General features: G+C 50.8%; 35 protein-coding genes. 6 read left to right on the top strand and 29 right to left on the bottom strand.

Translation table 11 applies throughout. The annotated features are described in order from the left end of the window. Positions 1–7: 7 nt before the first annotated feature. The 13 genes from ACLJR2_RS21670 to ACLJR2_RS21610 form a co-directional block, all read right to left on the bottom strand. Entirely contained in the window at positions 8–757 is a 750-nt protein-coding gene (locus ACLJR2_RS21670; RefSeq protein ID WP_000132756.1) for a phage tail protein, read from the bottom strand. An 11-nt stretch (positions 758–768) separates the two neighbouring features. Beyond that, a complete protein-coding gene (locus tag ACLJR2_RS21665) occupies positions 769–1,170 on the bottom strand; it encodes a phage minor tail U family protein (protein ID WP_000196703.1) in 402 nt (133 codons plus the stop codon). After that, entirely contained in the window at positions 1,167–1,733 is a 567-nt protein-coding gene (locus ACLJR2_RS21660; RefSeq protein WP_000453192.1) for a phage tail protein, read from the bottom strand. Before ACLJR2_RS21660 ends, ACLJR2_RS21665 begins: the two co-directional genes overlap by 4 nt. Further along, on the bottom strand, positions 1,714–2,013 hold the full coding sequence (locus tag ACLJR2_RS21655) for an ATP-binding protein (protein WP_000774239.1): 300 nt from the start codon (positions 2,011–2,013) through the stop codon (positions 1,714–1,716). The genes ACLJR2_RS21660 and ACLJR2_RS21655 overlap by 20 nt, the downstream gene beginning before the upstream one ends. Then, positions 2,006–2,329, bottom strand: a complete 324-nt coding sequence (locus ACLJR2_RS21650) for a DUF2190 family protein (protein ID WP_001107907.1) — start codon at positions 2,327–2,329, stop codon at positions 2,006–2,008. Before ACLJR2_RS21650 ends, ACLJR2_RS21655 begins: the two co-directional genes overlap by 8 nt. A gap of 90 nt (positions 2,330–2,419) precedes the next feature. Then, entirely contained in the window at positions 2,420–4,501 is a 2,082-nt protein-coding gene (locus tag ACLJR2_RS21645) for a ClpP-like prohead protease/major capsid protein fusion protein (RefSeq protein ID WP_077905123.1), read from the bottom strand. Further along, complete coding sequence (locus ACLJR2_RS21640) at positions 4,425–5,972, bottom strand: phage portal protein (protein WP_001009206.1); 1,548 nt, start codon at positions 5,970–5,972, stop codon at positions 4,425–4,427. The genes ACLJR2_RS21645 and ACLJR2_RS21640 overlap by 77 nt, the downstream gene beginning before the upstream one ends. Then, entirely contained in the window at positions 5,969–6,175 is a 207-nt protein-coding gene (locus ACLJR2_RS21635) for a hypothetical protein (RefSeq protein WP_000196190.1), read from the bottom strand. The genes ACLJR2_RS21640 and ACLJR2_RS21635 overlap by 4 nt, the downstream gene beginning before the upstream one ends. After that, on the bottom strand, positions 6,172–8,310 hold the full coding sequence (locus ACLJR2_RS21630; RefSeq protein WP_000989241.1) for a phage terminase large subunit family protein: 2,139 nt from the start codon (positions 8,308–8,310) through the stop codon (positions 6,172–6,174). The genes ACLJR2_RS21635 and ACLJR2_RS21630 overlap by 4 nt, the downstream gene beginning before the upstream one ends. Then, positions 8,267–8,800: a DUF1441 family protein gene (locus tag ACLJR2_RS21625; RefSeq protein ID WP_000371784.1), complete on the bottom strand. Its 534-nt coding sequence runs from the start codon at positions 8,798–8,800 to the stop codon at positions 8,267–8,269. The genes ACLJR2_RS21630 and ACLJR2_RS21625 overlap by 44 nt, the downstream gene beginning before the upstream one ends. Before the next feature lie 207 nt (positions 8,801–9,007). Then, positions 9,008–9,487: a lysis protein gene (locus ACLJR2_RS21620; protein WP_001534723.1), complete on the bottom strand. Its 480-nt coding sequence runs from the start codon at positions 9,485–9,487 to the stop codon at positions 9,008–9,010. A 17-nt stretch (positions 9,488–9,504) separates the two neighbouring features. Continuing rightward, entirely contained in the window at positions 9,505–9,957 is a 453-nt protein-coding gene (locus tag ACLJR2_RS21615; RefSeq protein WP_000984585.1) for a lysozyme, read from the bottom strand. Then, a complete protein-coding gene (locus tag ACLJR2_RS21610; protein ID WP_001574216.1) occupies positions 9,941–10,270 on the bottom strand; it encodes a phage holin, lambda family in 330 nt (109 codons plus the stop codon). Before ACLJR2_RS21610 ends, ACLJR2_RS21615 begins: the two co-directional genes overlap by 17 nt. 275 nt (positions 10,271–10,545) lie before the next feature. On the opposite strand from ACLJR2_RS21610, the gene gtgA reads away from it, so the two are divergent. Together gtgA and ACLJR2_RS21600 are read left to right on the top strand one after the other, a co-directional pair. Continuing rightward, complete coding sequence (gene gtgA / locus ACLJR2_RS21605; RefSeq protein WP_001141973.1) at positions 10,546–11,232, top strand: type III secretion system effector protease GtgA; 687 nt, start codon at positions 10,546–10,548, stop codon at positions 11,230–11,232. A gap of 360 nt (positions 11,233–11,592) precedes the next feature. Then, a complete protein-coding gene (locus ACLJR2_RS21600; protein ID WP_000798705.1) occupies positions 11,593–12,042 on the top strand; it encodes a hypothetical protein in 450 nt (149 codons plus the stop codon). Between the two features lie 135 nt (positions 12,043–12,177). Here the strand turns inward: ACLJR2_RS21600 and ACLJR2_RS21595 are convergent, their stop codons facing one another. The 16 genes from ACLJR2_RS21595 to ACLJR2_RS21520 form a co-directional block, all read right to left on the bottom strand. Next, on the bottom strand, positions 12,178–12,303 hold the full coding sequence (locus ACLJR2_RS21595) for a hypothetical protein (protein ID WP_001534733.1): 126 nt from the start codon (positions 12,301–12,303) through the stop codon (positions 12,178–12,180). Positions 12,304–12,476: 173 nt separating this feature from the next. After that, positions 12,477–12,794, bottom strand: a complete 318-nt coding sequence (locus tag ACLJR2_RS21590; RefSeq protein WP_010989004.1) for a hypothetical protein — start codon at positions 12,792–12,794, stop codon at positions 12,477–12,479. A 66-nt stretch (positions 12,795–12,860) separates the two neighbouring features. Then, positions 12,861–13,658, bottom strand: a complete 798-nt coding sequence (locus ACLJR2_RS21585; RefSeq protein WP_001047632.1) for an antitermination protein — start codon at positions 13,656–13,658, stop codon at positions 12,861–12,863. Beyond that, complete coding sequence (locus ACLJR2_RS21580; protein ID WP_001617856.1) at positions 13,648–13,794, bottom strand: YlcG family protein; 147 nt, start codon at positions 13,792–13,794, stop codon at positions 13,648–13,650. Before ACLJR2_RS21580 ends, ACLJR2_RS21585 begins: the two co-directional genes overlap by 11 nt. Further along, positions 13,791–14,402, bottom strand: coding sequence for a recombination protein NinG (locus tag ACLJR2_RS21575; protein ID WP_001096550.1), 612 nt, complete (start codon positions 14,400–14,402; stop codon positions 13,791–13,793). The genes ACLJR2_RS21580 and ACLJR2_RS21575 overlap by 4 nt, the downstream gene beginning before the upstream one ends. Before the next feature lie 2 nt (positions 14,403–14,404). Further along, complete coding sequence (locus ACLJR2_RS21570) at positions 14,405–14,611, bottom strand: hypothetical protein (RefSeq protein WP_001241019.1); 207 nt, start codon at positions 14,609–14,611, stop codon at positions 14,405–14,407. After that, complete coding sequence (locus ACLJR2_RS21565; RefSeq protein ID WP_000929805.1) at positions 14,611–15,213, bottom strand: DUF1367 family protein; 603 nt, start codon at positions 15,211–15,213, stop codon at positions 14,611–14,613. Before ACLJR2_RS21565 ends, ACLJR2_RS21570 begins: the two co-directional genes overlap by 1 nt. A gap of 82 nt (positions 15,214–15,295) precedes the next feature. Next, positions 15,296–15,517 (bottom strand): hypothetical protein, encoded by a 222-nt coding sequence (locus ACLJR2_RS21560; protein WP_000807548.1) that lies wholly within the window; start codon positions 15,515–15,517, stop codon positions 15,296–15,298. A gap of 111 nt (positions 15,518–15,628) precedes the next feature. Next, positions 15,629–15,862 (bottom strand): DinI family protein, encoded by a 234-nt coding sequence (locus tag ACLJR2_RS21555; RefSeq protein ID WP_001217665.1) that lies wholly within the window; start codon positions 15,860–15,862, stop codon positions 15,629–15,631. 291 nt (positions 15,863–16,153) lie between these two features. Further along, positions 16,154–16,444, bottom strand: coding sequence for a hypothetical protein (locus ACLJR2_RS21550; protein WP_014343823.1), 291 nt, complete (start codon positions 16,442–16,444; stop codon positions 16,154–16,156). 77 nt (positions 16,445–16,521) lie between these two features. Next, on the bottom strand, positions 16,522–16,833 hold the full coding sequence (locus tag ACLJR2_RS21545) for an ead/Ea22-like family protein (RefSeq protein WP_000065108.1): 312 nt from the start codon (positions 16,831–16,833) through the stop codon (positions 16,522–16,524). Next, positions 16,830–17,177 carry a DUF977 family protein gene (locus tag ACLJR2_RS21540; RefSeq protein ID WP_000113629.1) on the bottom strand — a complete coding sequence of 116 codons (348 nt, stop codon included), beginning with the start codon at positions 17,175–17,177 and terminating at the stop codon, positions 16,830–16,832. The genes ACLJR2_RS21545 and ACLJR2_RS21540 overlap by 4 nt, the downstream gene beginning before the upstream one ends. 10 nt (positions 17,178–17,187) lie before the next feature. Further along, complete coding sequence (locus ACLJR2_RS21535) at positions 17,188–17,937, bottom strand: ATP-binding protein (protein WP_000800010.1); 750 nt, start codon at positions 17,935–17,937, stop codon at positions 17,188–17,190. Between the two features lie 2 nt (positions 17,938–17,939). Next, positions 17,940–18,818: a replication protein gene (locus ACLJR2_RS21530; RefSeq protein ID WP_043991236.1), complete on the bottom strand. Its 879-nt coding sequence runs from the start codon at positions 18,816–18,818 to the stop codon at positions 17,940–17,942. An 84-nt stretch (positions 18,819–18,902) separates the two neighbouring features. Then, positions 18,903–19,277, bottom strand: a complete 375-nt coding sequence (locus ACLJR2_RS21525) for a CII family transcriptional regulator (protein ID WP_001574095.1) — start codon at positions 19,275–19,277, stop codon at positions 18,903–18,905. After that, positions 19,243–19,482, bottom strand: a complete 240-nt coding sequence (locus tag ACLJR2_RS21520; protein ID WP_000370145.1) for a helix-turn-helix domain-containing protein — start codon at positions 19,480–19,482, stop codon at positions 19,243–19,245. Before ACLJR2_RS21520 ends, ACLJR2_RS21525 begins: the two co-directional genes overlap by 35 nt. Positions 19,483–19,601: 119 nt before the next feature. Here ACLJR2_RS21520 and ACLJR2_RS21515 point away from each other — a divergent pair, with 119 nt between their 5' ends. From ACLJR2_RS21515 to ACLJR2_RS21500, 4 genes are all read left to right on the top strand, one after another. Continuing rightward, positions 19,602–20,012 carry a helix-turn-helix domain-containing protein gene (locus tag ACLJR2_RS21515; protein WP_001038966.1) on the top strand — a complete coding sequence of 137 codons (411 nt, stop codon included), beginning with the start codon at positions 19,602–19,604 and terminating at the stop codon, positions 20,010–20,012. A gap of 49 nt (positions 20,013–20,061) precedes the next feature. After that, positions 20,062–20,322: a hypothetical protein gene (locus ACLJR2_RS21510; protein WP_010989055.1), complete on the top strand. Its 261-nt coding sequence runs from the start codon at positions 20,062–20,064 to the stop codon at positions 20,320–20,322. Continuing rightward, positions 20,315–20,485 (top strand): YdaE family protein, encoded by a 171-nt coding sequence (locus tag ACLJR2_RS21505; RefSeq protein WP_000551856.1) that lies wholly within the window; start codon positions 20,315–20,317, stop codon positions 20,483–20,485. The genes ACLJR2_RS21510 and ACLJR2_RS21505 overlap by 8 nt, the downstream gene beginning before the upstream one ends. Positions 20,486–20,625: 140 nt before the next feature. After that, positions 20,626–22,917 (top strand): RecE family exodeoxyribonuclease (locus ACLJR2_RS21500; protein WP_219828184.1); only part of this gene is annotated, 2,292 nt, incomplete at its 3' end.

The following is a 22,917-nucleotide window of genomic DNA, read 5'->3' as shown; positions in this document are numbered from 1 at the left end:
AGGTGGGTTATGCCTGAACAGTAATATCCGCAATAGCGGTAAAATTACCGTCTGTTGTCATGCCAATAATTTTCACTGTACCTGCCTTAACACCTTTTACAGTGGCAATATTTTCCGCCTGCGTGACGGTGGCTGTAGTCGGATCTGACGTTGCGATACGCAGTGATTTATCTGTCACGTTATCCGGTTTCACCGTGAACGTAACCGCTGTTGTGGCGCCGACCTTCACGGTGGCATTTGTCGGTTCCACTGTCAGTCCGGTAACACTAACCACTTCCGGTGCATCCTCTTCAGCCATGTACGGACGGCCCACACTGGTAATTTTTACTGTACGGGCGATCTCATCCTTACTCTGCACCGTTTTCCCCAGCGAGCTCACCCAGCCTCTGAACACATCAACAGTGCCGTTCGGATACTTGATCCGGAATCCGCGCTTCTGCCCGGTCGTGAACAGTTGAATAAGCTTTTTCTGTACGTCCTCACCTGGCTTCCACGCCAGCGTCACAGAAGTATCCCCGGCAGACTTCTGTCCCTGTGTGGTACTTTTCCAGTCAGCGTTCTCGTCATCAAGATAGTTATTATCTTCTGCATCTGCCGTCAGTTCTCCCGGCTGCAGGTCTTTTACGTTTGCCAGCCTCAGCCAGTTATTATCACTGAGCGGGCTGGCGAACGGATCACCCTCGCTGTTGTACATCCAGAATGTGGTATTTGCGCCTTTTACCGGCGCAAGTGGATTAGGAATTGTCGTGTCTGTCATTCTCTTTTCCTCTACATGGAATAGGTGATGTCGTAACTCAGATCGGCTGACCCCCACATCGCCATTTCATCGTCTCGCTGATAGTTATACCCCTGCGCCGACATTGTCCGGATGATGTCACCCAGTCCCGCCACGCTCCCCAGTGCCGGATACACCCTGTTCTCCATCTGTTCATCCAGGGCGCTGTCCGGTGCAGTGGCTTTCAGAAATACTTCCACATGTAGCACCGCGCTCCAGATATCACCGTCCACCTCAGTACCGGTATACTGAGCATCACTCAGGTACACCGCCACCGCAGGTAACTCATCCTCCTCCACCACGACCGGACGACCGTCAAAAAACGTGGTGGAGCCATCATCGGTCTTTTTTAATGCGGCAATAATGGCCTGCCGTACTGCACTGTGTCGGGTCATTTTTTAGTGAATCTCCTCAGTTCATAACTGATTTCATGCTTCAGCTCTTTGGGCATCTCCGTTTTCATCTGTAAAACAACCTGCGTGTTGAACGCATGGCGCAATGCATCAGCAACCGGGATTTTCACCACATTAAGTGGGTATCTTCCGGCACCGGAACGCTCAAATACCTGCCACCATCCGTTCGGAGCCTGCGCAATAAACCCCCGGTCAAAACGGTATTTTCCTATACGTAGCGGCTTACCTTTTCTCCCCCTCATCGGGGTTGATGGTGGCGAACTCAGTAACCTGATGGCAGTCAGCGGATCACAGTTCACATAAATGTTGGCAAAAGGCTTGTCCGCTCTGGCCAGCCTGACTCTGGCGCGACGTCTTACCGTTCTGACGGGAATACCCTGCCGTCGGTTGTCTCCGGCCACCACCAAAGCAGCAGCACTGCGAACTGACACGCTGACCACCCGTTTTGCCACCCGGTTAATGGCCCGAATTTTTGCCCGGGTCACATATCCACGATCAATTTCTTTAAGTACTGAAATGGCCTCTTTAAGCCCCTTTACCTCCATTGTTCTCCTCCAGAGTCAGTTGTGGCTTACCGTTAAAACGCCGGATACGGGTCACGGTAAACTCACTGCCCCGCAGTACCACCCTGTCTCCCCGGCGCGGGATAACGTTGCCTGAAAACACCACTACGTTTTTTCCGTTTCCTTCAACAGGCCCCAGTTCAGCCAGAAAATCAGACTCCACCACTATGCAGTCAGTCCCGTTGATGTTGACCTTCATGCCGAAGCGTTCTGCGATAAGTGCATCCATGCGCCTTTTCATCCCGTCAAAAAGGTCAGCCATTAATTTTTACCGGAACGGTTTCATCACCGTTTGCCGCTGGCGCCCATACCACCCCGACATACGGCAGGCTGCCGGTTGCATCCGTCTGAACCACGTTATCCTTCAGATACACTTTTTTCCCGACGGCAATATCCTCTGTTGTCAGTTTTGGTATGCTGAATACCCCTTCTGCGATGCCGGCTCCGGCGCTCCCGGCGGCAATATCGGTAACAGCCACAGCGAACATATCGCCGACCTGTACCAGATCTCCGCTCTTTAGTGACGTGGTCGCCACAATTTCAATCGTTTTGCCGTCTTCCACGTAATTCTTAGCCACGGTTATTCTCCTTTCCGGCACGCCGTGCCGGATTTCAGGTATAAAAAAAGCCCGTCAGGGCCGTATCGCTTAATGTCTGCTTTTAGTGGGTTATACGGTGCATTTCACCATGCCGCGATAATCCACCGGCGCAACGCCCGCATCAATACGAACTTTCGTGGTTACGCCATCCACCGTGAATCCTTCCTGCTGGTCGATATACGGCTCATCCACGCCGTTAAGGTAAGCCACCTCAACGGTATCGCTGCCTTTTGCTGCAGTAAGATAGAAAGTGGACTGACTGGCGTCATCAAGACGAGGCTCCGCGATCACCGTGGCGAAATCTTTCACCGGGTTAATGATCCCGGCGTTAATATCCGCCCCCTTGACACTGACAGATTTAATCACCTGATTTGAAACAGACTCCATCGCCGTCGGCACCAGTACAAATGCCGGACGGATATTGAGGTGGCGATCGCCCTCTTTCTGCATCCGCATTAGCTGGCGCGCTTTATCCAGGGACGCCACATCCATAACGGCTTTTTCAAGGACGTTTGCGTGTTTCGTCTTGTCAAACAGCGCCACATTATCACTGGACAGTTTCTGGTTACTGATGAGAACGTCATAAACCAGATCGGCAATGGTGGCTTTTGCCGCACGTCCCAGCTTCATCGGGACATCCGTCAGCATATTCATATCATCATTGATGATGGCCTGGCGGGTAATGCTGAACAGCTCCCCATAGGTAGCGAGCGCAATGGTCGCCTGTTTATCCCCTGTGGTGACGTATTTGTATTCCGCTCCTTCACGAACCTGACGCAGTGAACTGAATCCCCCCATACCCACACGGTGCGCAATCCTGAAATCAGACAACTGTCCTTTTTTGGTCCAGGCATCGAAGGTTTCCGGCGCTTCCTGCCAGCCCTGCAGAATGGACTTGTTTGCAACATCCAGCAGAATGTTACCGAAATCGGAGGTGCTGTGCGTAAATGCCATGCCGATCATCTGCATGGGATTCATGCTGGACACGCCTGTACCCCTCGCCACCAGCGAAATTCGCGCCAGTTCACGCAGGGTCATACAGTTGTACGGGTTATCCTTCTGCGCTTCTTCATAGCCTGCGCGGGCCATCACGGCAGCGCGAACGGCGTCGCCGGTAATATTACCGTTTCCGGTATACATCCCGGCATGAAACTCTGCGCGATTCTGCGGACCATTCAGCTGGTTAGTCGGCGTAATACCTTTCGCCATCTCGGCCAACAGTCTGTCCTTCGCCATTTCCAGAGAGCAATCCACATCAGCAATGCACTTTGCCATCAGCGAGGCATAACGATCGCCGGAAAGTGAAAACACATTCTGAATGCCGGTGATACGGTTACGCTGTTCTTCCTGCAGGCGTGCGCGAATGGCATTTTCATCTACAGTCACCGGCGACTGAGCCTGCGACTGAATCTGTGACTCAGGGGCTTTTGCCTGTGGCTGCGGTTGCGCGCCTGCATTGCCCTGCGGGGCGATAATCATACCTTTAATGCTCTGTGGCATATGCTCAAACTCCTCAACACGTTTTGAATGAATACAGGCCATTGCTTTTACAGGCTGTATCAGTTTGTCGGCAAACCCTTCACTGACGCACTCCGCGCCGCTCATCCAGGTCTCCTTTGCCAGCATGGCAGCAATATCTTCAGGCATTTTTCCAGTTTTTTCGGTATAGATGGGGATAATGACGCTTTCGATCTTGTCAAGCAGGTCAGCATATTCCCGGATATCCTCCGCCTCCCCCCCCGCCACTCCGCGCGGCTTATGAATCATCATCATGGCGTTTTCCGGCATAATGATGGGATTACCTACCATCGCAATAGCGGATGCCATTGAGCAGGCCATTCCATCGATATACACCGTTTTTTGCGCCGGATGATTTTTCAGGAGGTTATAAATGGCTATTCCGTCCAGTACTGCTCCGCCAGGTGAATGAATATGCAGATTTATCCGGTTAATCTGTCCCAGTGCAGCCAGTTCTTCTGCAAACCAGCGAGCCGAAATTCCCCATCCACCAATCTCGTCATAAATGCGGACTTCCGCCGTGTTATTGGCTGCAGCCCTGATGGAATACCAGCTATTACTGCTTCCCTCCCCGCGTCCGTTCCCTGCTGTCATCACCGGCGGCATTTTTATCGCCGCCACTGTTGTCTTCACTTCCGGCATTATCCTGTTCCCCCGGGTCATGTGCCGGGTCAGTATCAAATACCAGTCCCAGCTTACGGTTTTCGTCAATTTCCGCCTTACGGCGGCGTTTCACTTCAGCAGGTGCGCCGCCACGGGCACGCACCCAGTCACTCTCTGTTGCCGCCCCGCCGCGTATCAGTATCCTCCAGGCATTCGCCTCTTTCAGCGGATCTATCCAAGGCATAACCGGACCGGAATACACGGCATTAAACAGGGTCGCCATGTCCGTGTCCGGCGGCACATCTATCACACCCGCCGTAATCGCCGTCGCCAGCCATCGCCGGTAAACCGGGCGACTGACGGCAGCAATAAAATTATCCTGCAGAATGGCGTATCCCTCCTGCGCCTCCACCAGCTCCTGACGCTGAGCGCTGTAGGTGCCGTCGTAGTTTCTGGCAATAGAAGAAAAACTTCCGCGTACACCTGCGGCAACCGCCCGCAGTTGCCCCATACGGAAAGACTCCAGGTTGGCATTTGGCCTGTCAGATTTGATGGTGCCGATATCCTCTCCCGGCAACAGGTCTTTCAGAATGGTGCCGGGTTCAATATCCAGATCGCGGTCTTTATCCGCATAATCTGGCGCGTCACCATCCTGTACCATTGCGTCACTGCGCCGGATAAACATGGCAAAAGCCGCCGAAATACGCGCGGCCAGCCTTTCACTGTCCTCATACTCCTTCAGATCCAGCAGCCGGATAATAACCGGCGCCAGCAGCGTGACGCCCCGCGCCTGATTCAGGCGACGGGTGAATTTAAGATGCAGCATATTTTCTGCATCGATAAGCTTGGTGGCCACCATAGCGGTGGCAAATCCCGGCCAGGATTTACAGACGATGTAACTTTTTGGCCTTTGCCAGTCGTTAAAATAGATCCCCTGAATCAGATTATTTGTACTGTCCGTCTGTTCCATCGGGACATAATCCGGTTCCATCGCCTCAAGCCAGAACGGTACGCCCGCCACCGGCTCAAGCCCCGGCATTTTTCCCGCCACCATCTGGGAGAACACCTCCCCGTCCCGCAACCATGTGCGTAACAAAAGGCGCTCCAGTACCGGGCGCGTATATTGTCCGGTCACGTCCGGCGACACGGACCACTCTGCCCATCTGGCGCGGATTTGTTCCGCCAGCGCGTTATTCAGCGTTCCGGCCACCGTCAGTGGTTGTGGCTCAACGATGATCCCCTTAGCCCCGATAACGCGCTCTTCCATCTTATCGAGCGCCCCCACCACCAGATCGTGATTGTTATCGAACCAGCGGGCCTGCTCCCGCAGGGACTTTCCGGCAATCTGGTTTAGTTGATTGGCGTTGCGGTTTTCACGCTTAATTTTATGTGTCCGGGTGGGTATTGCAGCCTCGTAAGCTTTTATTACTGCCCGCGATCGGAGTCTTGATACAGCCCATCCCGGCGACATCATGCTGATAGCTTTATCGATAAAATTCATGACAACCTCGCCCGGGTGAAAAGCCGTCGCGGATTATTTAACCGCTGTAACCTGTCTTCAATCTCGCGGCGCCCCTTCCTGATTTCCTCCAGGCTTTCCATTGTCATTGACTGACCGTTAAGCATGATGGACTTGCCTTTCAGTACAGCAAGCTCGGCCTCCAGATAGGCGTTGTACAACTCCTGTAGCCCTGCCCTGGTCATAACCACCCTCCTCCGGAACCACCGCCCCAGGCGGGTAAAATTTTTTTCTTCCTGGCTTTCACGGCTTTCTCTCCTCCTTCGTGTTGCTCCTGCTGGCGAACCTCAACAGGCTGCGTGGTTTTTGCGGCGTCTTTTTCCGGTAAGCGAGCCCATCCTGGTGGTTTTTCCCAGTTGATTCGCTCATAGCCACGGAGAATAGCCAGCGCGTGGGCGTAACACATCAGATCGAGCGCCTCGTTATTACCGCGTCCCGGTTTTTTCCACTTTCCGTCTGCGCTGCGCTCTTCATAGGTCAGTTCCTCGTAGAACCACGGCCCCAGCCAGTCAGGAAAATGAATGTAATTCGCCCCCGGCTCCTCACGCTCCAGTGCGGCAGCTACCCTGTCTTTCAGGGCATTGGTCTGTAACAGATACAACGGCACATCCCCCCTGGCTTTTGCCCGACGTTCTGAGCGTTCGGTGTTATCGGGATAGGTTTTGGTGATCAGCTTCTCGCGTCGGGTACTGTCTCCCTTGAACAGATAAACGCGCCCGGCAACGCCTTTTCGCTTACACCTTCGCCAGAACGCGTAGGCATTATCGGTAACACCGTCTTCACCACCTGAGTCCACCGCCATTGCCAGTACCGGCATAAACTGTTCAGGATCTGCCGCCAGCGGATACGTCTTTTCCAGCACATCCGTTTTCAGCAAATCCCAGTCTTCCGGTCTTGCAGCCGGATTGACAGGCTGGCTTTCGCCATCCTCATTCACTCTCAGGGAATAACGGATGTTGTAGCGGTCAATGATCCAGCGTTCACCATATGCGCCATAGCCCACTACCTGGACCACAAAGCGCCGCTTTTTACCGCCCTGTACGTCAACGGTTGCCACAATAAAACGCACCCCGTCAGAAACGGTACGTTTTGATACGTCCTCAGCGCGTGCCATCAGCGCGTCACCGCTGCGTGCCTCCAGCGAGCGACGGGACTGATAGGGTAATCCCCAGTCCGTATTGATGACGGCTTTCAGGGTTTCCTCGCTGCCGGTTCGTTCGTATTCCTCTTCGGCGGTCAGCAGCTTGTAAACCAGTTGCGCCCAGGTCTGATAAGCCGCCGCCGGTCCCTCCATCCAGAAACTGGCGATACGTGAGCGGCGGGCTTCGCCGGTAATATTGCCGTCGCGGTCAATGTGCTGACCTTCCCGCAACCAGACGCCACGATTATTCAGCTCACGCTTCTGCTGTGGTTCAGTCAACTTATGGCAGTGTGGGCACTGAATCCGCGCTGCTTCACTGGCCTCCATAGGGTCGGCAATATGGCGATAGCCGGTCATATTCGCCATTGATGGCTGAAAATATTCGCCACAATGCGGACACGGCCAGTACCAGCGACGACGATCGCCACGGTTGTACAGGGAAAGTATTCCTGTGGTCGGCGGTGCTTCGTGCGGTGATGACGGTTTCCATCTGGTATCGGTAATTTCCCGCCCCGGCGAGCTCTCCACCAGTGTCATACCCAGCGACATAAACGTTGTGGTACGCTTCGACGCCAGCGAGAATGCATCCCCCTCACCATCAACATCTTCGGGGAACCGATCGTAGTCAGTCAGCGCCACACATTTAAAATCCGAAGACGAAAAAACATTGATTGATGGCCAGCCAATTTTCAGAAACGAGCCATCACGAAACGTTTTATCATGCACATTATTATCGTTACGGTGAGGGCTGAGTCTTCTTGCTATCGCCGGACTGTGGCGAAACATCTTTGCCAGACGCCGCTTTGAGTGCTCCTGCGCCTTGTCCTGAGTCATCTGAACCACCAGCATGTCAGACGGATCGCAGACAATATTGTAGGAAATCCAGCCGTCAATCAGCCCCAGCGTCTTACCGGTTCTTGCCGGGGCGACAAATACCACGGCATCGTAGCTGCGTGATGACAGGCAGTTCATGGCTTCCACCACATAGGGGGTCAGGGTGGATTCCCATGCCACAGAATTTCCCGCATCGCGTGGTACGCGCATATATTTTCTGACCGCATCCGATATTTTCATCCTGCGCGGCGGCCTGAACATCGATGAGATATCACATCCGGCAACAACGGCAGAGGCTAAACTATTCCTGCTCTTCCTCTTGCCCTTCGTCACCGTTGTCATCATCATCTCCGTTTATAGCATCCGCGCAGGCCTGGTATGTCATGCTGGCCAGATCTTCCCTGAGTTGATCAATAATTTTTTGTGTCATTTCCAGCGCATCAGGCGGCAATGCCGCATCCCTTTCCAGTAAGTCCGGCAGTATCTCCAGTGTCTTGACGACCGTTTTTGCCATGACAGCATAAACGCTCAGCACCTCGCTGGCCGGGATCAGAGTTCTCATCTCCTTTTCCAGCTCAATACGCGTCATTTCCGACTGAAACCATGCCCGTCGATCTGAGGGTTTCATCTTATTGGGGTCATTCTCCCCGGTAACAGCCGGCATCGTCATCATGGCGGTCAGAATATCCACCAGCCGGTAGATTTTCAGGTTACTACCGTTCCCACCTGAGGTTTTTACGCCCTTCAGCCTGCTGGCGATGGTCTGTCGGTGTGCACCAGTGATGGCCGAAAGCTGTGTGATGTTTAATTCGAGGCTTTTAATTTCCTGATCCACAGTCGTGCTCTTTTCCTGTATACGGTGAAAATGGCGTTCAGTGTCGAACAAAAAACGTACCACTTCGACACTGAAAACAGTAAATGTATTGATTTTTAAGGTTATTTTTCAGTGCTGACAGAGACTAAAAAATCAAAAATCAGCCGATTCCCGCGAGCCCGAAGCCACCCGTGGCGCCCCCTGCCCGGGAGTACCTTTTTAATACAGTCACCATTGGTTACTAGTTTTTCCTGCATTACCGTGGCATTGGGTGCGAATGTACGCCTGCGCCCCTTCCAGTTGCTTTTGCATCGTCTTCACTCGCTCTTTGAGGGCGAAATAATCCCGTTGAGCGGAGTCTGCCAGTCTGGGGCTGGCTGCATTATCCATGCGGGCGGTGGAGGTGGATTTACCTGTCGGCACTGCGGGGCATGTTGCGTTGACGTACAGGCGACGGCGGCCAGCGGCAACATCATCGCGCAAAGCATCATTCTCAGCTTTCGCATCGGCTAATTCCTTCGTGTATTTTTCATCGAGGGCGGCAACGTCACGCTGGCGCTTAGTCATGTCGGTAATTGTCGCGTTCGCCAGCGTCAGCCTATGAGTAACGGTGTCGCGCTGCTCTTTGTAGGCGATGGCATTATTTCGGTAGTGATTTGCCAGCAGACCGGCAACAATTAGCGAGACGAGCAACAGGCCAACAAACATCGTTTTCCAGTTGAACATCATGACAGGAACAGAGCACGCTCCGCCTCACGCCGACGGGTAAGCCCGTTCAGGGCTTTCCCACCAGCCTTATTCCAGCGCAGGAACTCATCAGCGGCACCAGCGTAATCACCAGCGTTTAGCTTCCGCAGCAGAGTTGATGTGGATAATGTCCGGGCGCCGAGGTTGTACGCGAACGACACCAGCGCATCAAACTGGCCTTGCGTCAACTTGACCTTAACCAGTCTGGACACATCATTTTCATAACCGACTAAACCAGTTTTAAGCAAGCGCTCGGCAGTAGCCTCGTCAATCATCATTCCGGGCTTAACTGGCTTACCGTCAACAGAGTGGGTCCAGCCATAACCAATCGTCCAGGGATCTCCCCCCGTTCCCGGGTCCGGATAAGCTGTCAGGCTACAACCTTCAAACTCTTTGATTAGGGTAATGCCTTTTTCACTGATTCTCATCATTAACCCCTGCACGTTTTTTGAGTGCGCTAATTGCGATTTCGCGCAGCTTGTCCACACCGACAAAGCCAATAATTCCGCCAACGAAAGGCGAAATGGAAACCGGCAGGCCTACCACATCAAGCGCACTGGTGACACATAAGGAAAGAGCGCCACACAGGACGCCCTCAAGCCATTTATTTTTACGGGTGGCGCCGTCGTATATCAGTCGGCCGTAGGCAATGAGTCCGGCCATTAACGCCCCAAGTATCTGGGGCCACGCATTTTTGAGTCCGGTCAAAACCGCAGCCCAGAATTCAGGAGTCTTGTCATTCATTTTCATAAGCCTCACCTCCGATGATTTCGGATGGTAACTAGAGTGAGTGAAATGGTTGGGTTGCAGGGTTTAATATCTTGTAAAACAGGATTGCCTGTGGTTGCAGAATCTGAAAGTAAAATCACGCAGAGTACAATTTTAATGGAGGTGAGGCACAAATACTGCAAATTTAGCTTTTAGCTTAATTGATTGCGTGCTGAGTGAATTCTGTTTGACAAAAACATGCTATTTATAGAATGTTAATTCCATGTAATAAAAAGGATGTGTAACTCATCATGCCAACGGGAATTAAACCAATATTTATCAATAATATGATGTCAACATATGGATTATCCCATCCTCATGACAGCAAGGTATTTCCAGACCTTCCAGAACACCAAGATAATCCTTCTCAATTACGCCTCCAACATGATGGTCTTGCTACCGATGATAAAGCCAGGCTGGAACCAATGTGTCTTGCTGAATACCTTATCTCTGGACCAGGAGGAATGGATCCTGATATCGAAATTGATGATGATACCTATGATGAATGCCGTGAGGTGCTATCACGCATACTTGAAGATGCATACACTCAAAGCGGGACATTCCGCAGACTGATGAATTATGCCTACGACCAGGAATTGCATGATGTAGAACAACGCTGGTTGCTGGGAGCCGGAGAAAACTTTGGTACTACCGTAACTGATGAGGACCTGGAGAGTTCAGAAGGCAGAAAAGTGATTGCCCTCAACCTGGATGATACAGACGATGATTCAATACCAGAGTACTATGAAAGTAATGATGGCCCACAACAATTTGATACAACACGCTCATTTATTCATGAAGTTGTACACGCGTTGACTCACCTTCAGGACAAAGAAGACAGTAATCCAAGAGGCCCGGTAGTCGAGTATACCAATATCATTTTAAAAGAGATGGGTCACACATCACCACCAAGAATCGCCTACGAATTTAGTAATTGACACTCATCAAAAAATGCAAAATCCCACGATGCTACAACACAGTAACCAGTTCAGGTCTGAGCTAATACAGGTCAGCAGTCCATAGACACTGGCTCCTGTCAGGATGCCACCTGCTAACCCAGTACCAGAAATCGATTCGGACATTCATCCCCCTCTGGTTGTGTGGGGCCTCTCAGTTATGAGGGGAAATAATAAATATCCTCCGGCATAGCCGGAGGATATTTATTCATAAAGAACACAATTAAGAATAATACCGATTTAATTAAAATAACTTGATCTCACAGTTGAAGAATGAATAATAGCGAGCCCTGCCAAGGCAGGGCATAGAAATAACCAACGAGAAGAAATAGGTAGGAACTAATGAAAAACACCGCTCTGGGTAAGTTCATTTTTATCGTCGGCACCGCGTTACTGCTCGGTGGCTGTAGTGGCATGGTCATGCCTCCCTATGCCACCCACGGTACATCGGTCGGAATCATTGCGCCGGCGGGAGGCTATAGCGAGTGGCACACGGATAGCCGCAACCACACCACAGGAGACAGTCACAGCCAGTCACAGGGAAACTGCACCCAAAGTGAAGATAGCCAGCTCAACGAAAATGGTCTCACACGGACACACCAAAGCAACTGTAACACCCGTAGTCAAACCCACAGCAGTAGCACCAGCAAAACCCGCTCCAGCAGCGTCGGTTTCAGCGTCGGGGGGCCTGTTGGTGCTAGCATAGGGTTGATTAAGCAGATGGAGTCGATGAACCGTGCGCCAGCCAACGATATGAGTAGTAATGAGATGTTCAAGAATTTCGGTTTCTAGCACATAACGCCACCTGGTACCGTTGTGGTGTCTGGCCCGGCGGCTATCTGTAACGACTCACAATCGAAAAAAGTCAGACTCGCAATCAGCGCAAATTTTGGCTCACAATAACTGCAACTGAAATCGGACGTGGACTCACGCTAAGTGAGAGCGAAATCCGACGCTCAGAGCCAAATGAGAAGTTTTTTCCATTGGCAGTAATTGTGAGCCAGCAAAAATAGATTGTGAGTCCATTGAATGGGGATCGTTGTGCATTTTCATAAGCCTCACCTCCGATAGCTCGGATGGCGCAGTGTGTGATGAAAGGGGCAGGCTTCACGGGCTGGATTTATCAACCAAGCACGTAGCGGATGATGCCCGGTGCCTGAAAAAGAAAAAGGCCGCCGAAGCGACCTAATGAAATTGGTAATGTGGATACTGCCAAGTTAAATCCGTTAAAGCCTATTAAGAGATTCAGCCTGTACTTCTTGAAGTACCGCTGCCGGCGAATCAGCCTGCACGATTCCCGAGAAGACACAATCTGGATCATTAATCATGTGCCTGGACTTCGCTCTCTTTGCCTCATTCCGGTCCGAAAACTCCTCGGAAACATTTAAATGCTTACCCGACGACATCCCTTTCGGCTTGTATTGAAAAACGTAATAGAACCCCATATCGCCCCCCCTGTGATTTGACACCAAGGGAATATACCACCAAAAAAAACAAAAACCCCGCCGAGGCGAGGTTCTTAATTCTTGTAACGTCACAGGCATAATAACCCATCGTTGGAATCAGATTAGCCATTTTCCGTTAATTTTGCAATAGCTAAATTATTTTGGTCATCGAGTCACGTTTCCCAGAACCTTTTCTGCATACGATTCCTCAATATGGCAATGCTCCACCAGCCGATCGAAAAACAGTTTATAGTTGTACCGCCATACCATTTCCGTTACTCCTAGTACTTTAAAAATCTCGGTATCTTTGAGACGTGGGTAGCCTCTTCCCTTGCATCTTGGGCATTTTTTATAAACCGGCACGCCCTGCAACTCAGATTTTTTCTTATCGAGAATTTCTCCGCGTCCCCGGCAACGACATTCATTTTTCACATGGCCTTTGCCATCACACGCCTTACACACTACGCGCACCTGCTCACGAACTGATTTCCACACCTCCCAGTCGGACGGAGAAATACCTTTCGTATCTTTTACCCATTTTGGTGGCTTACCATCCGGGTAAGTAACCTTGTTCGTGAAAACCTCAGCATCAATTAATTTAGCACCATGACAGCTACTGCACGTCACCAAGCTGGCCGCACTGAGGGAATAATCGCGAAATACATAACGCGCCATAGTGTCGAGAAATTTTGAGCGCTTACCCTTTTCCATTTTCCGTAATGCCCCATGCCGTTCTGCACGCTGCTCTGCTAATTGCCTGATGTAGGCGATGATATTTTCAGAAGATAAAACCCCGGCTTTTGCCAGATACAATTCAATACCCACTGCGGCTTTTGCAGTAAGTAGCCCGAGAGATGCCATTACGTCAGTAATAGTCAGCGTATCAGACGTTATTCCGCATGGTACTGCGCCGGGCATCATGGATTTAGGTGAAAAATATTTCGGTAAGGACTCAAGATTCATTTCGATGCTCCCGTTTTGCTTCAATGCGGACGTAATTACGAAGAATGCGATATGCCACAGGAAAAGATCCCCGGTATCGATAAATTCGGAGACGCAACCAGCGCATGCGGAGTATCTCGATCAGTTCTGGTTTCATGCGGCCTCCAGCTTTTTTAGCGCACGCAGATCCGCCAGTGCCGCGAGCCTGATTTCCTTCAGCTCCTCGACCGTCCAGCGGTGCGGGGTGTTATTGTTCTCGAGTGCCAGCACCGCCGCCTCCCCGTAACGCTCAACCAGCGCGGTACGATATGCTTCGATGTTCCCTGATTTGTAGACGTTGCAGACATCACACTGAAGATGGATGTTGAAGCGAGTGAAGCGCAGATGCCCGGCGGCGGCCGTACTCCTGTAATGGCCTGCATGCCATGCGAATGCCGTCTTCGTTCCACAGGAGATGCAACCGAGTCCTTCTGCCAGTTCGGTTTCGCGGCAAATGTCATTTACGGCGCGCTGCGTCAAGTCAATCCAGTGTTTCAGCGGCTTAACCGCGGCTTTCCGCTGGCGCCAGGCGGCGCGTTCTTTTTTCTCAGCGGCGCGCTGAAGGGATTGCGCCTTACGTTGCGCGGCTTCGCGAGCTTTTCTGGTCTGTTCTTTGCCGACGGCGCTGGCGCACTGGTACGAGCAAACGATCTGCCCCTCGCGTATCGGGTGAAACCACTGGCGGCATTCTTTGTTTGCGCACTTACGGCGCGGTAATTTAGCCATGTTCACCCCCAGACCTTTTGGCGTAAGGATTTTGGCGTCCGCACCCGGTGTGCATATTCAGGTAATTTCGCGCTGACAGTCCAGGTAATGAAGTCAGGGTTCAGGCTCTTTTCTGTCCTTACGCCCCGCTTCTGATAATCCGATATCAGCGTGTCGGCCTGCTCGGTTGTGCAGTCGTGATGATGGAACCAGGAGTATTTCATCGCCATCACCCCGCAAAGCTCATTAGCTGGGCGGCGGCGTTCTCCGCCTCGCGCTGAGTACGAAATGTACGTGATAAAATCCACCGCCAGAGCACATCAAGCGCGGATTTATACAACTGCTGAAATTCGACCTCATCCATGCTGGAAAAAGCGATGCTGCGGGGATGTTTGCGAAGGGTGCCGTCCGGTAACTGGATGGCGTCATAGTGGCCAGCCTCAACCGTCACCCATGCGCGGTATGCATCGAAAGATTTACAGAGGCTAATTCCGTTTGTTACCCGGCGGTTTGCAATCTGTTCCAGATACTGTTCAGCCGCATCCAGTAATGCGCTCTCATTCCCGCCATATGCAGCGAGAAACTTTGCATAACCGTTTACCAGTTTGCGTTCATTGGCAGAAATGGTGCCGCCGGTGGGTTCCCAGTATTCAAACCCAAGATTAAGCAACGCGAAAAAGCGGCGATGGAATGCAGGATTCCTAACCTGACGGAACTCAGCCACCAGCACGGCACCGAGTTTAATTTTTGACTGCAGAATTTCGCTGGTCTCCGGCGTAGCGGGGATCAGAATTCCAGATGACTGCTTGATGAGTTGTAATTCGTGCGCCATGGTATTCTCCGTGGCGCATAATTGTCAGGTTACTGGTTGTTCAGGCCAGTGCGATAATTATGATTGCGTGCTTATTGTTAAGTCAATTATTAGAGCCCATCTCTCTGACAACTTCCATAATGGTATCCTTAGACCAGTACAAATCATCTCTTGATAGCTTTCGGTTTGTTACAGAACCGTTTTGGGTTGATAGGATATAGCGATCACCTGATGCAAGTCTAAAAGACAAAAGTTCTATTCCCTTAGCATCAGTTATAGTCACCCGCAAATTATCAGCAAGATCTGATAGGACTCCCTCTGCCACGTAACCCCCCTGAGCGACACACGGACGCGGTTAAAAATTGTCGGCAGCAGCATCAAAGGGATACGCAAATTGCGATATTCTGAAAAATGCGCGCCAGCATTAAGCGCAATGTTAATAAAACCAGTCGTCAGCGCTTTCCCACGTTTCCTGCAGAATGCTCTGTATACGTTTTTTATCGCCATCAGCAGCACCGACGATACTCAGACCATCCTGACTGCCTCGACGGATGGTTAAGTTGCAGTTTTCATACTGATTCTGGAGACGGGTAATTAATTCTTTTTCAAGCGCAGGAACGGCACCTTCCGGAAGCTGTTTTGCCCGGCTGATAACAAGTTCAATTCTCATAATTCCCTCTACATTCAACCACTGTATATAAACACAGTATACCTGTTAGAAAGAATATTCAAGGGGTGAATAGCACTTTTTGCAAAGGCTAGTGTGTTGTTTCATATCACATTTTAGGCAAAAAACCCGCCGCAGCGGGTTCAGATAAAAGAAAACCCGTACTCGGCGGGTTCACATTCATTCAAATTACGCTTACTTCTTGGTGTTCTGCTCCGACATTTCCATATATCGCCATGCTAACTTTGTCTCGATCTTCCTGTGATTTTGCTGCAATGTTGAAAACAGATTTATCTAATCGCTTATAGTCTTAGACATTTCGAATTTTTCACCGATTGGCTTTAGCTCATCAATAGCCTTATAGATTTCGTCATTTGATGGTTTTTTACCAGAATAAGCATAGTTGTAAGCATAAAAAACATCTCCTCTGGTATCCTTGAACTCCATAACAGGAACCTTTTGAACTTTTCCATTGTTATTACTTATTGGGATAAACTTGGAGTCATGTTGGCTTGAATACAACCTTGGCTCTTTTCCTTCTTCAAAAATCATTCGCTGATACATGAGCTTATCCTCGTAATTCATCAAATAATTAACAACAAAAAGTTAGTGTGATTGTACCTAATAATGCTTTTGCTTTCTGCTGTGGATTTAACCAGCTATCATTCCTCCTGCTGAGGTGCTGCCGCAACTCGCAAAGCATCTTCAAGATTTGTGACGTATTCAGAGATGGCCACCTCATCCTCTCCAAACTCATAGAGCACGTCAAGCAGCGCCAGCACGGTGGCGGGGTTAGCGGCGGCAATAAATTCCGCGTCACGTTTCTCAACAGTATGGGCCAACGTCACTTCTTCACCGCAAAGAGAAAATGGCGTTACCGTGATGCCATTGAACAGTGATGAGGTGCGGCGCCAATTCCCCGGCGTAGCCCTCTCAGCCACTTCACGAAGCGCCCGTTTGTCGATGTTGCTCATTGGGCTCCCCCCTTGTTGATGCTCATTTTGGATGCTCCATAAACCTGCATTACCGGGCTTTTCTCCAGCACCGGCAGCGCTGAAAATCCCGTTACCTGACTACTGCTGTATCGCCTGAGGTCATAATCAATCACCGCACGCTGGTCTCGGAAAATGCCGCAGCGGCCATGACGAATGAAGCCGCCTCGCTCCAGCGCGATACGCAGATATTTCTCCGCCGTGGTTCGGTGCACGCCAAAAATCGCAACGACGTCGTTCGTCGTGATGCGCCCCTGCTCTTTCACCAGACCGATAATCCGCTCAAGAATAATCATCCGTTCGCTTTGTGTTTTAGGTCGGGCCATTTTTAACCCCTTATTTCACAATCCGGAGGTGGCTAACGTTTTTCCGGTAGCTTTCCCAGTCAAAATTCACCCACATCCCTCCGTCCATCTGGAGGCGATCGATAACCCTCGCGCCCAGTGAATCCAACAGCCCCTCGTGGTTAAGATTCGTCAGAACGCCAACAGGTCGCATCGATGAGAGACGGCGATCGATAACCTGATTGAGAATGACCTTCTCACCACTGCTTCCGCGCTGAATACCGACTTCATCCAGTACCAGCAGGTCAACTTTACAAAGGTCATCAAGCAGGGACGCTTCTGATTGCCCACCGTCGTAGCACTCACGAACCCTGAGCATCAGGTCAGGAATAGTTACCACCAGAACGCTATGACCGCCGGCCAGCAGATGATTTCCGATTGCCGCCGCAAGATGGTTTTTCCCGGTTCCCGGACCACCGCTGAACACAAAGCTCGCAAATCCACTACCGAAGTTCTGGGCATAACTTTTTGCCATCGTGTACGCTTTTCGCTGCCCCTCCCCGCTTACTTCGTAGTTAGCAAACGTACAGCTACGATGGAGATCCTGAATGCCAGATCGCCCGAAAATCTTCTCGGTGCGGGATTTCTGATTCATCCTGTCAAGCTCTTCACTGCGTTTACGCCCTTCGGCTTCCTGCCATGCCCGCCACTCATCAGCAGTCGAGAATTTCGGCTGCACACTGGCTGGGATAATTCTTTTCAGGCGATCAAGCGCACTGCCAGTACCGATTACGTTTTTCATCGTTACCCCCTGAATCCGGTAGGAATGGTTTTGTCTGGCGCAGAAATGTGGTTCACATCTCTGCCAGCTCTTCGGTCGTTGAGAGCGAACTTCGGTTTGAATAGTCCCTGGTAGCCGTTGGCAATGCTTGTGTTGATGACGTTTACCGGATCGTGGCCTTCATCCAGGCACTCCTTCAGAAGCCTGAAAGCTTTTGTTACCGTCAGTTCGGTTTTTATGGGCTTTCCGGATTGCTGGCGGTATGTGACCCATTCGTTCCACGACGCAGCATTCAGCCATTCGGGAACAGGAATACTCAACGGATCAAACTTCACTTTTCCCTTAGGGGGATTAAAGGGGGTTAGATCTTTTATATTTGTCTTTGGAATAATGTCTTTGGTGTTCCCTGTTTTCGGGGATGCCCTTCCCTCTTTTCGGGGATAACTATCCCTGGTTTCAGGTACAGAAATAATCCATGTGGCAATTTCATCATCAGGAAAAGACACCGGACATTTTGAGCAATGTGGCTTGGAATAAGCCCATTTATCCAGGTTTGTATTAATCCCTATGTATCTTGTTTGACCAATACGGCGCAGGATAATGATGTTACGATAGGCAAGACTCAGCACCGCTTCGGATACATGCTTTACCTTCAGTGTTGTCTTATCTGCAATGAGGCTGTTGGCAATACGATCTGATTTTTTCGACCAGCCATAAGTCAGCCGGATAATCGCATTCAAAACACGGAACTCACGCCCCGATAGTTCAACGATACACAAGGCGTCCTGGATCTGATTAGCTAAACGTAAATAGCCATTTTCCAGATCAGCCATACGGCACTCCTGTTGCGTCGGTATCGGCGCAGGGAATTTGTATATTTCAGCGGTATTTGACATACTCATCTCCGCAATTACCTACCGTTTTTGCACCAGAAAGCCGTTGGTGACCCCTCACCGCGGCTTTCGCCTTTTTAGTTGCTGCCATTTTCAGTCCCACCCCAGCGCATCCGGCCTGGCTCGTTCAGCCTTTAGCCCGGCATCAGCGAGAATCTCTACTGCTGTGAGATAGTTTCTGGATACCAGTACCGCTTCCGGTGGCGCGGCCTGAATCCCAAGAAAAGCCAGCTCTTTCGCCATGTTGCAGAAATATCCCTCAGCTTTACGCCTGCTGACTGTCGACTCGCTGATGCCCATATGCTCGGCGTATGATTTCTGCCCTACTGATGCAAGCCGGTTGAGCAGGACGCTCTCTATCTCAATCGGGTTGATTTCTGGTGGGTCTAACTTTCGTGCAATTGCGTTCTCCATGGGTAAATATCCTCTATGGTTATTTGGCTGATGCCTCTTGGCTTGGTAAGCCATCGGTTGGGTTTGGGTATGCTGCTGGGTCAATCTCGTGAGGAGTGACTTTCCATTCAAGAATTTCACATAACGGCAGGATGCGACGGGGAGGAATTACTCCTTTTCTCAGCCACTTGCCTACAGCTTGAGACGAGATACCAAAATGTTCGCCGATGCTCATTTGAGTCATGTGGTTACTGATTTTGATTTTTAATTGGTTGTCCATTTGGCTCTCCAGTTCTACGAGTTGGTAGCTGGAGATTATCACGTAAAACTTTAGGTTCCAACAAAAATCAATCTAATAGTTCCAATGAATAAAGAAACTGAAGGTTGTAAAATGTGAATATGAACAAAAATCTTCATCCCATTTTCGCCAAGCGTATCCAGCAAGTTCTGGATGAGAACGGCTGGTCTATGGCTGACCTCTCACGGCGCGTAATGCTTTCTCACACATCTGTGAGAAAGTGGGCCTCTGGCACGTCTGTAGCCAGCGGAGAGCGCTTGAAAAGGTTATCGGCGGTGACCGGAAGGCCTGAATATTGGTTCTTCATGGAGCCAGGGGATGAAAGTGAAGGCGAAAGGGCTGAACCTAAACCCAGAGTCCTTGATGAAAAAGAAGAAACATTGCTTTCTCTTTTCAATCAACTCCCGGAAGCAGAGAAACTGCGTGTTATCCTCCATACAAAAGCAGTCCTCCAAGAGATGGATCTGCTGAAGAACAACGTTTTTGATCTAATTAACGACCTCAAAAAATAGAACCAAAGAACTCATCCATACAGGTAGCACCTCTTTAGGTGCTATTTTTATGCTCCAAGATAGAACTTTTAGTTGCACTTTTTGCTTTACAAATCGAACCTTTGGTTTTATTGTTAGTTTCATCGACAACAAGCGCATCGTTGTCAGGTGTAAAACGTTCCGCTGGCCGGCGATAAGGCAAACGAGGGTGAGAATGATTGATTTCGCACGTAAACCAGCTCGACAGCAGGCCGTCCCGCTCAACCGGATTGAGGTTTTAATCCGCCGCCTCTGTTACCTGCTGGCGCAGAAAGGAGATCCGGATGCATAACCAAAAGACATGCGCTTACCACCTGTGTGGAAAGCCGATTGAGCAAGGCAAAGAAGTAAAAAACGAGCTGACGCTGATTCGCGGCGCGCAGCTGACACATGAAGAGCGCGATTACTGCTCTGTACGCTGTGCCTCATACGACCAGATGGCGCACGAAAGTTAACGTAAAAGCCGCGCAAGGCGGCCCATACGTCCGGTGACACCGACCAAAGTACCACCGGAAAACTACACAAAAAACCAAAGTTCACCCAATGGGCGCTATCTCTGGCCCGGGGATCTTACATCTAAAAAAGAGGATCTCACATGGAATTTTTCTATGTAGTAAAAGCTACGCAGAAATCCGGAAAGCAAGATGCGACGGTCTGGTTCACTGCAAAATCAGAAGCGCGCGCCAACCTTATGCTGGATGTCGTTCTGGAAGATGCTGAAATTGAAACCGGCCGCGGTAAGGATTATGCAAGGCCGATCCGCACCAATTTTCCGGTAGTCAACGAGCTGCCGCCGGAAGGTGAAATAAGTTTTACCTTCACTAATTATTATCGCCTCGGTGAAGATGGCATGACTTGGGAACAAATCCCCGGCGTCACCCTGCCATCATCTGAAGCCGCCACCGTGGCCCGCCAGCACATCGTTGACGGTGTTGATACCGAAACAGGCGAAGTGCTGGAAGACCACACCGAAAATTTTGGTAACGAAAGCAACAGCCCTGCCCAGGCAACAGCCCCAGCCCACGAGCTGACTGTTGTCGCAACTATGCCTCTCCGTCACCGCGTTCTTGCTCAGTACATAGGTGAAGGTGAGTATCTTTATCACGTCGACGCCTCCCAGAAAAAAGAAATTCTGCGTCTCGAAATGGACACCGATAATTCATATGTCCAGAACCTGCTGCTTGCCGCCGAGAATGTTGAAGCGTTCAAGAAAGCCATTGAACATGACATTCACAAAATAGTGAATGCCGTTAAAAAAGTATTCCCTGTCGATGGAAAAACTCCTGAACTGGCGACTGTTATCCAGTTCCTTAAAACATGGTTCGAGACGGAGCATATCGATCGCGGTTTGCTCGTTAAGGAGTGGGCGAAAGGCAACAGTGTATCGGCTATTCAACGCACTGAAAGCGGCGCCAACGCTGGCGGTGGCAATAAGACTGACCGTAACCCTGATTACGAACACACTCTTGATACTCTGGACGTAGAGATTGCAATGGCCACTTTGCCTATGGACTTTAATATCTATGAGCTACCTGGCAGCGTTTACCGTCGCGCAAAAGAAATCGTAAAGAAAAAGGAAAGTCCGTTCAAAGAATGGTCCGCAGCACTTCGCGCAACGCCCGGTATCCTGGATTATTCCCGCGCCGCTATTTTCGCGCTGATCCGAAGCGCACACCCTGAGTTTTATCACTACCCCGGACGCCTTCAGGGGTATATCAACGCCAACTTAACGGAGACTGATCACGAGAACCCCACCGAGGAAGCTCTCACGGCTGCCCGACACACTCCGGAAAAAGACGCGGTAGAAGAAGCCAACCGACAGCTTGCCGCCGCGCGCGGTGAATATGTGGAAGGCATCAGCGACCCGAACGACCCAAAATGGGTGAAGACCGGGACAAGCCAGCCGACCACCGAACCTGAACTGGTTAAAAATGTTGGCAACGGTATTTTCGACGTGTCCGCTTTAATGCAGAACTCATCAACTCATGGCACAGAAACGAATCCGGAGACCACCAGCAATGTGCAGGTTCAAAAAGCTGACAGTGATGAAAAACAGGCTGGTGATGCGGTGCAGGCAGGCGAAGGCGATCTGGGTACTGGTAAAGAAGCAGTTACCGTAGAGAACCAGAATCAGGCTGAGACGCACCAGAACAACGATTCTGTGAGCCAATCTGAACCTGAGGCGCAACAAAACGTACCGGAATCGCAACAAGAAGAGCCAGAAGCAGCCTGGCCGGAATACTTCGAGCCGGGCCGCTATGAAGGTGTACCAAACGAGGTTTACCACGCCGCCAACGGGATCAGCTCAACTCAGGTGAAAGATGCTCGCGTGTCGCTGATGTACTTTAACGCGCGTCACGTAGAGAAGACTATCGTCAAAGAGCGCTCTCCAGTGCTTGATATGGGCAACCTGGTACATGTTCTGGCTCTACAGCCGGAAAACCTCGAAGCGGAGTTCAGCGTAGAGCCGGAGATCCCTGAGGGTGCTTTCACCACCACCGCCACCCTGCGCGAGTTCATCGACGCGCACAACGCCAGCCTGCCAGCGCTGCTGAGTGCTGATGATATCAAAGCGCTGCAGGAAGAGTACAACGCCACCCTGCCGTCGCAGATGCCGCTTGGAGCTTCGGTAGATGAAACCTATGCATCGTATGAGCAGCTTCCCGAAGAATTCCAGCGCATTGAAAACGGCACCAAACATACAGCCACGGCGATGAAAGCCTGCATCAAAGAGTACAACGCCACCCTGCCCGCGCCGGTTAAAACCAGCGGCAGCCGTGACGCGCTGCTGGAGCAACTGGCAATAATCAACCCTGACCTGGTCGCTCAGGAAGCGCAAAAATCGTCGCCGTTGAAAGTATCTGGCACGAAGGCCGATCTGATTCAG

Source organism: Salmonella sp. SAL03688 (assembly GCF_046551895.1).
GTDB classification, from domain to species: domain Bacteria; phylum Pseudomonadota; class Gammaproteobacteria; order Enterobacterales; family Enterobacteriaceae; genus Salmonella; species Salmonella enterica.
This window is presented reverse-complemented; position numbering and strand designations above follow the sequence as displayed.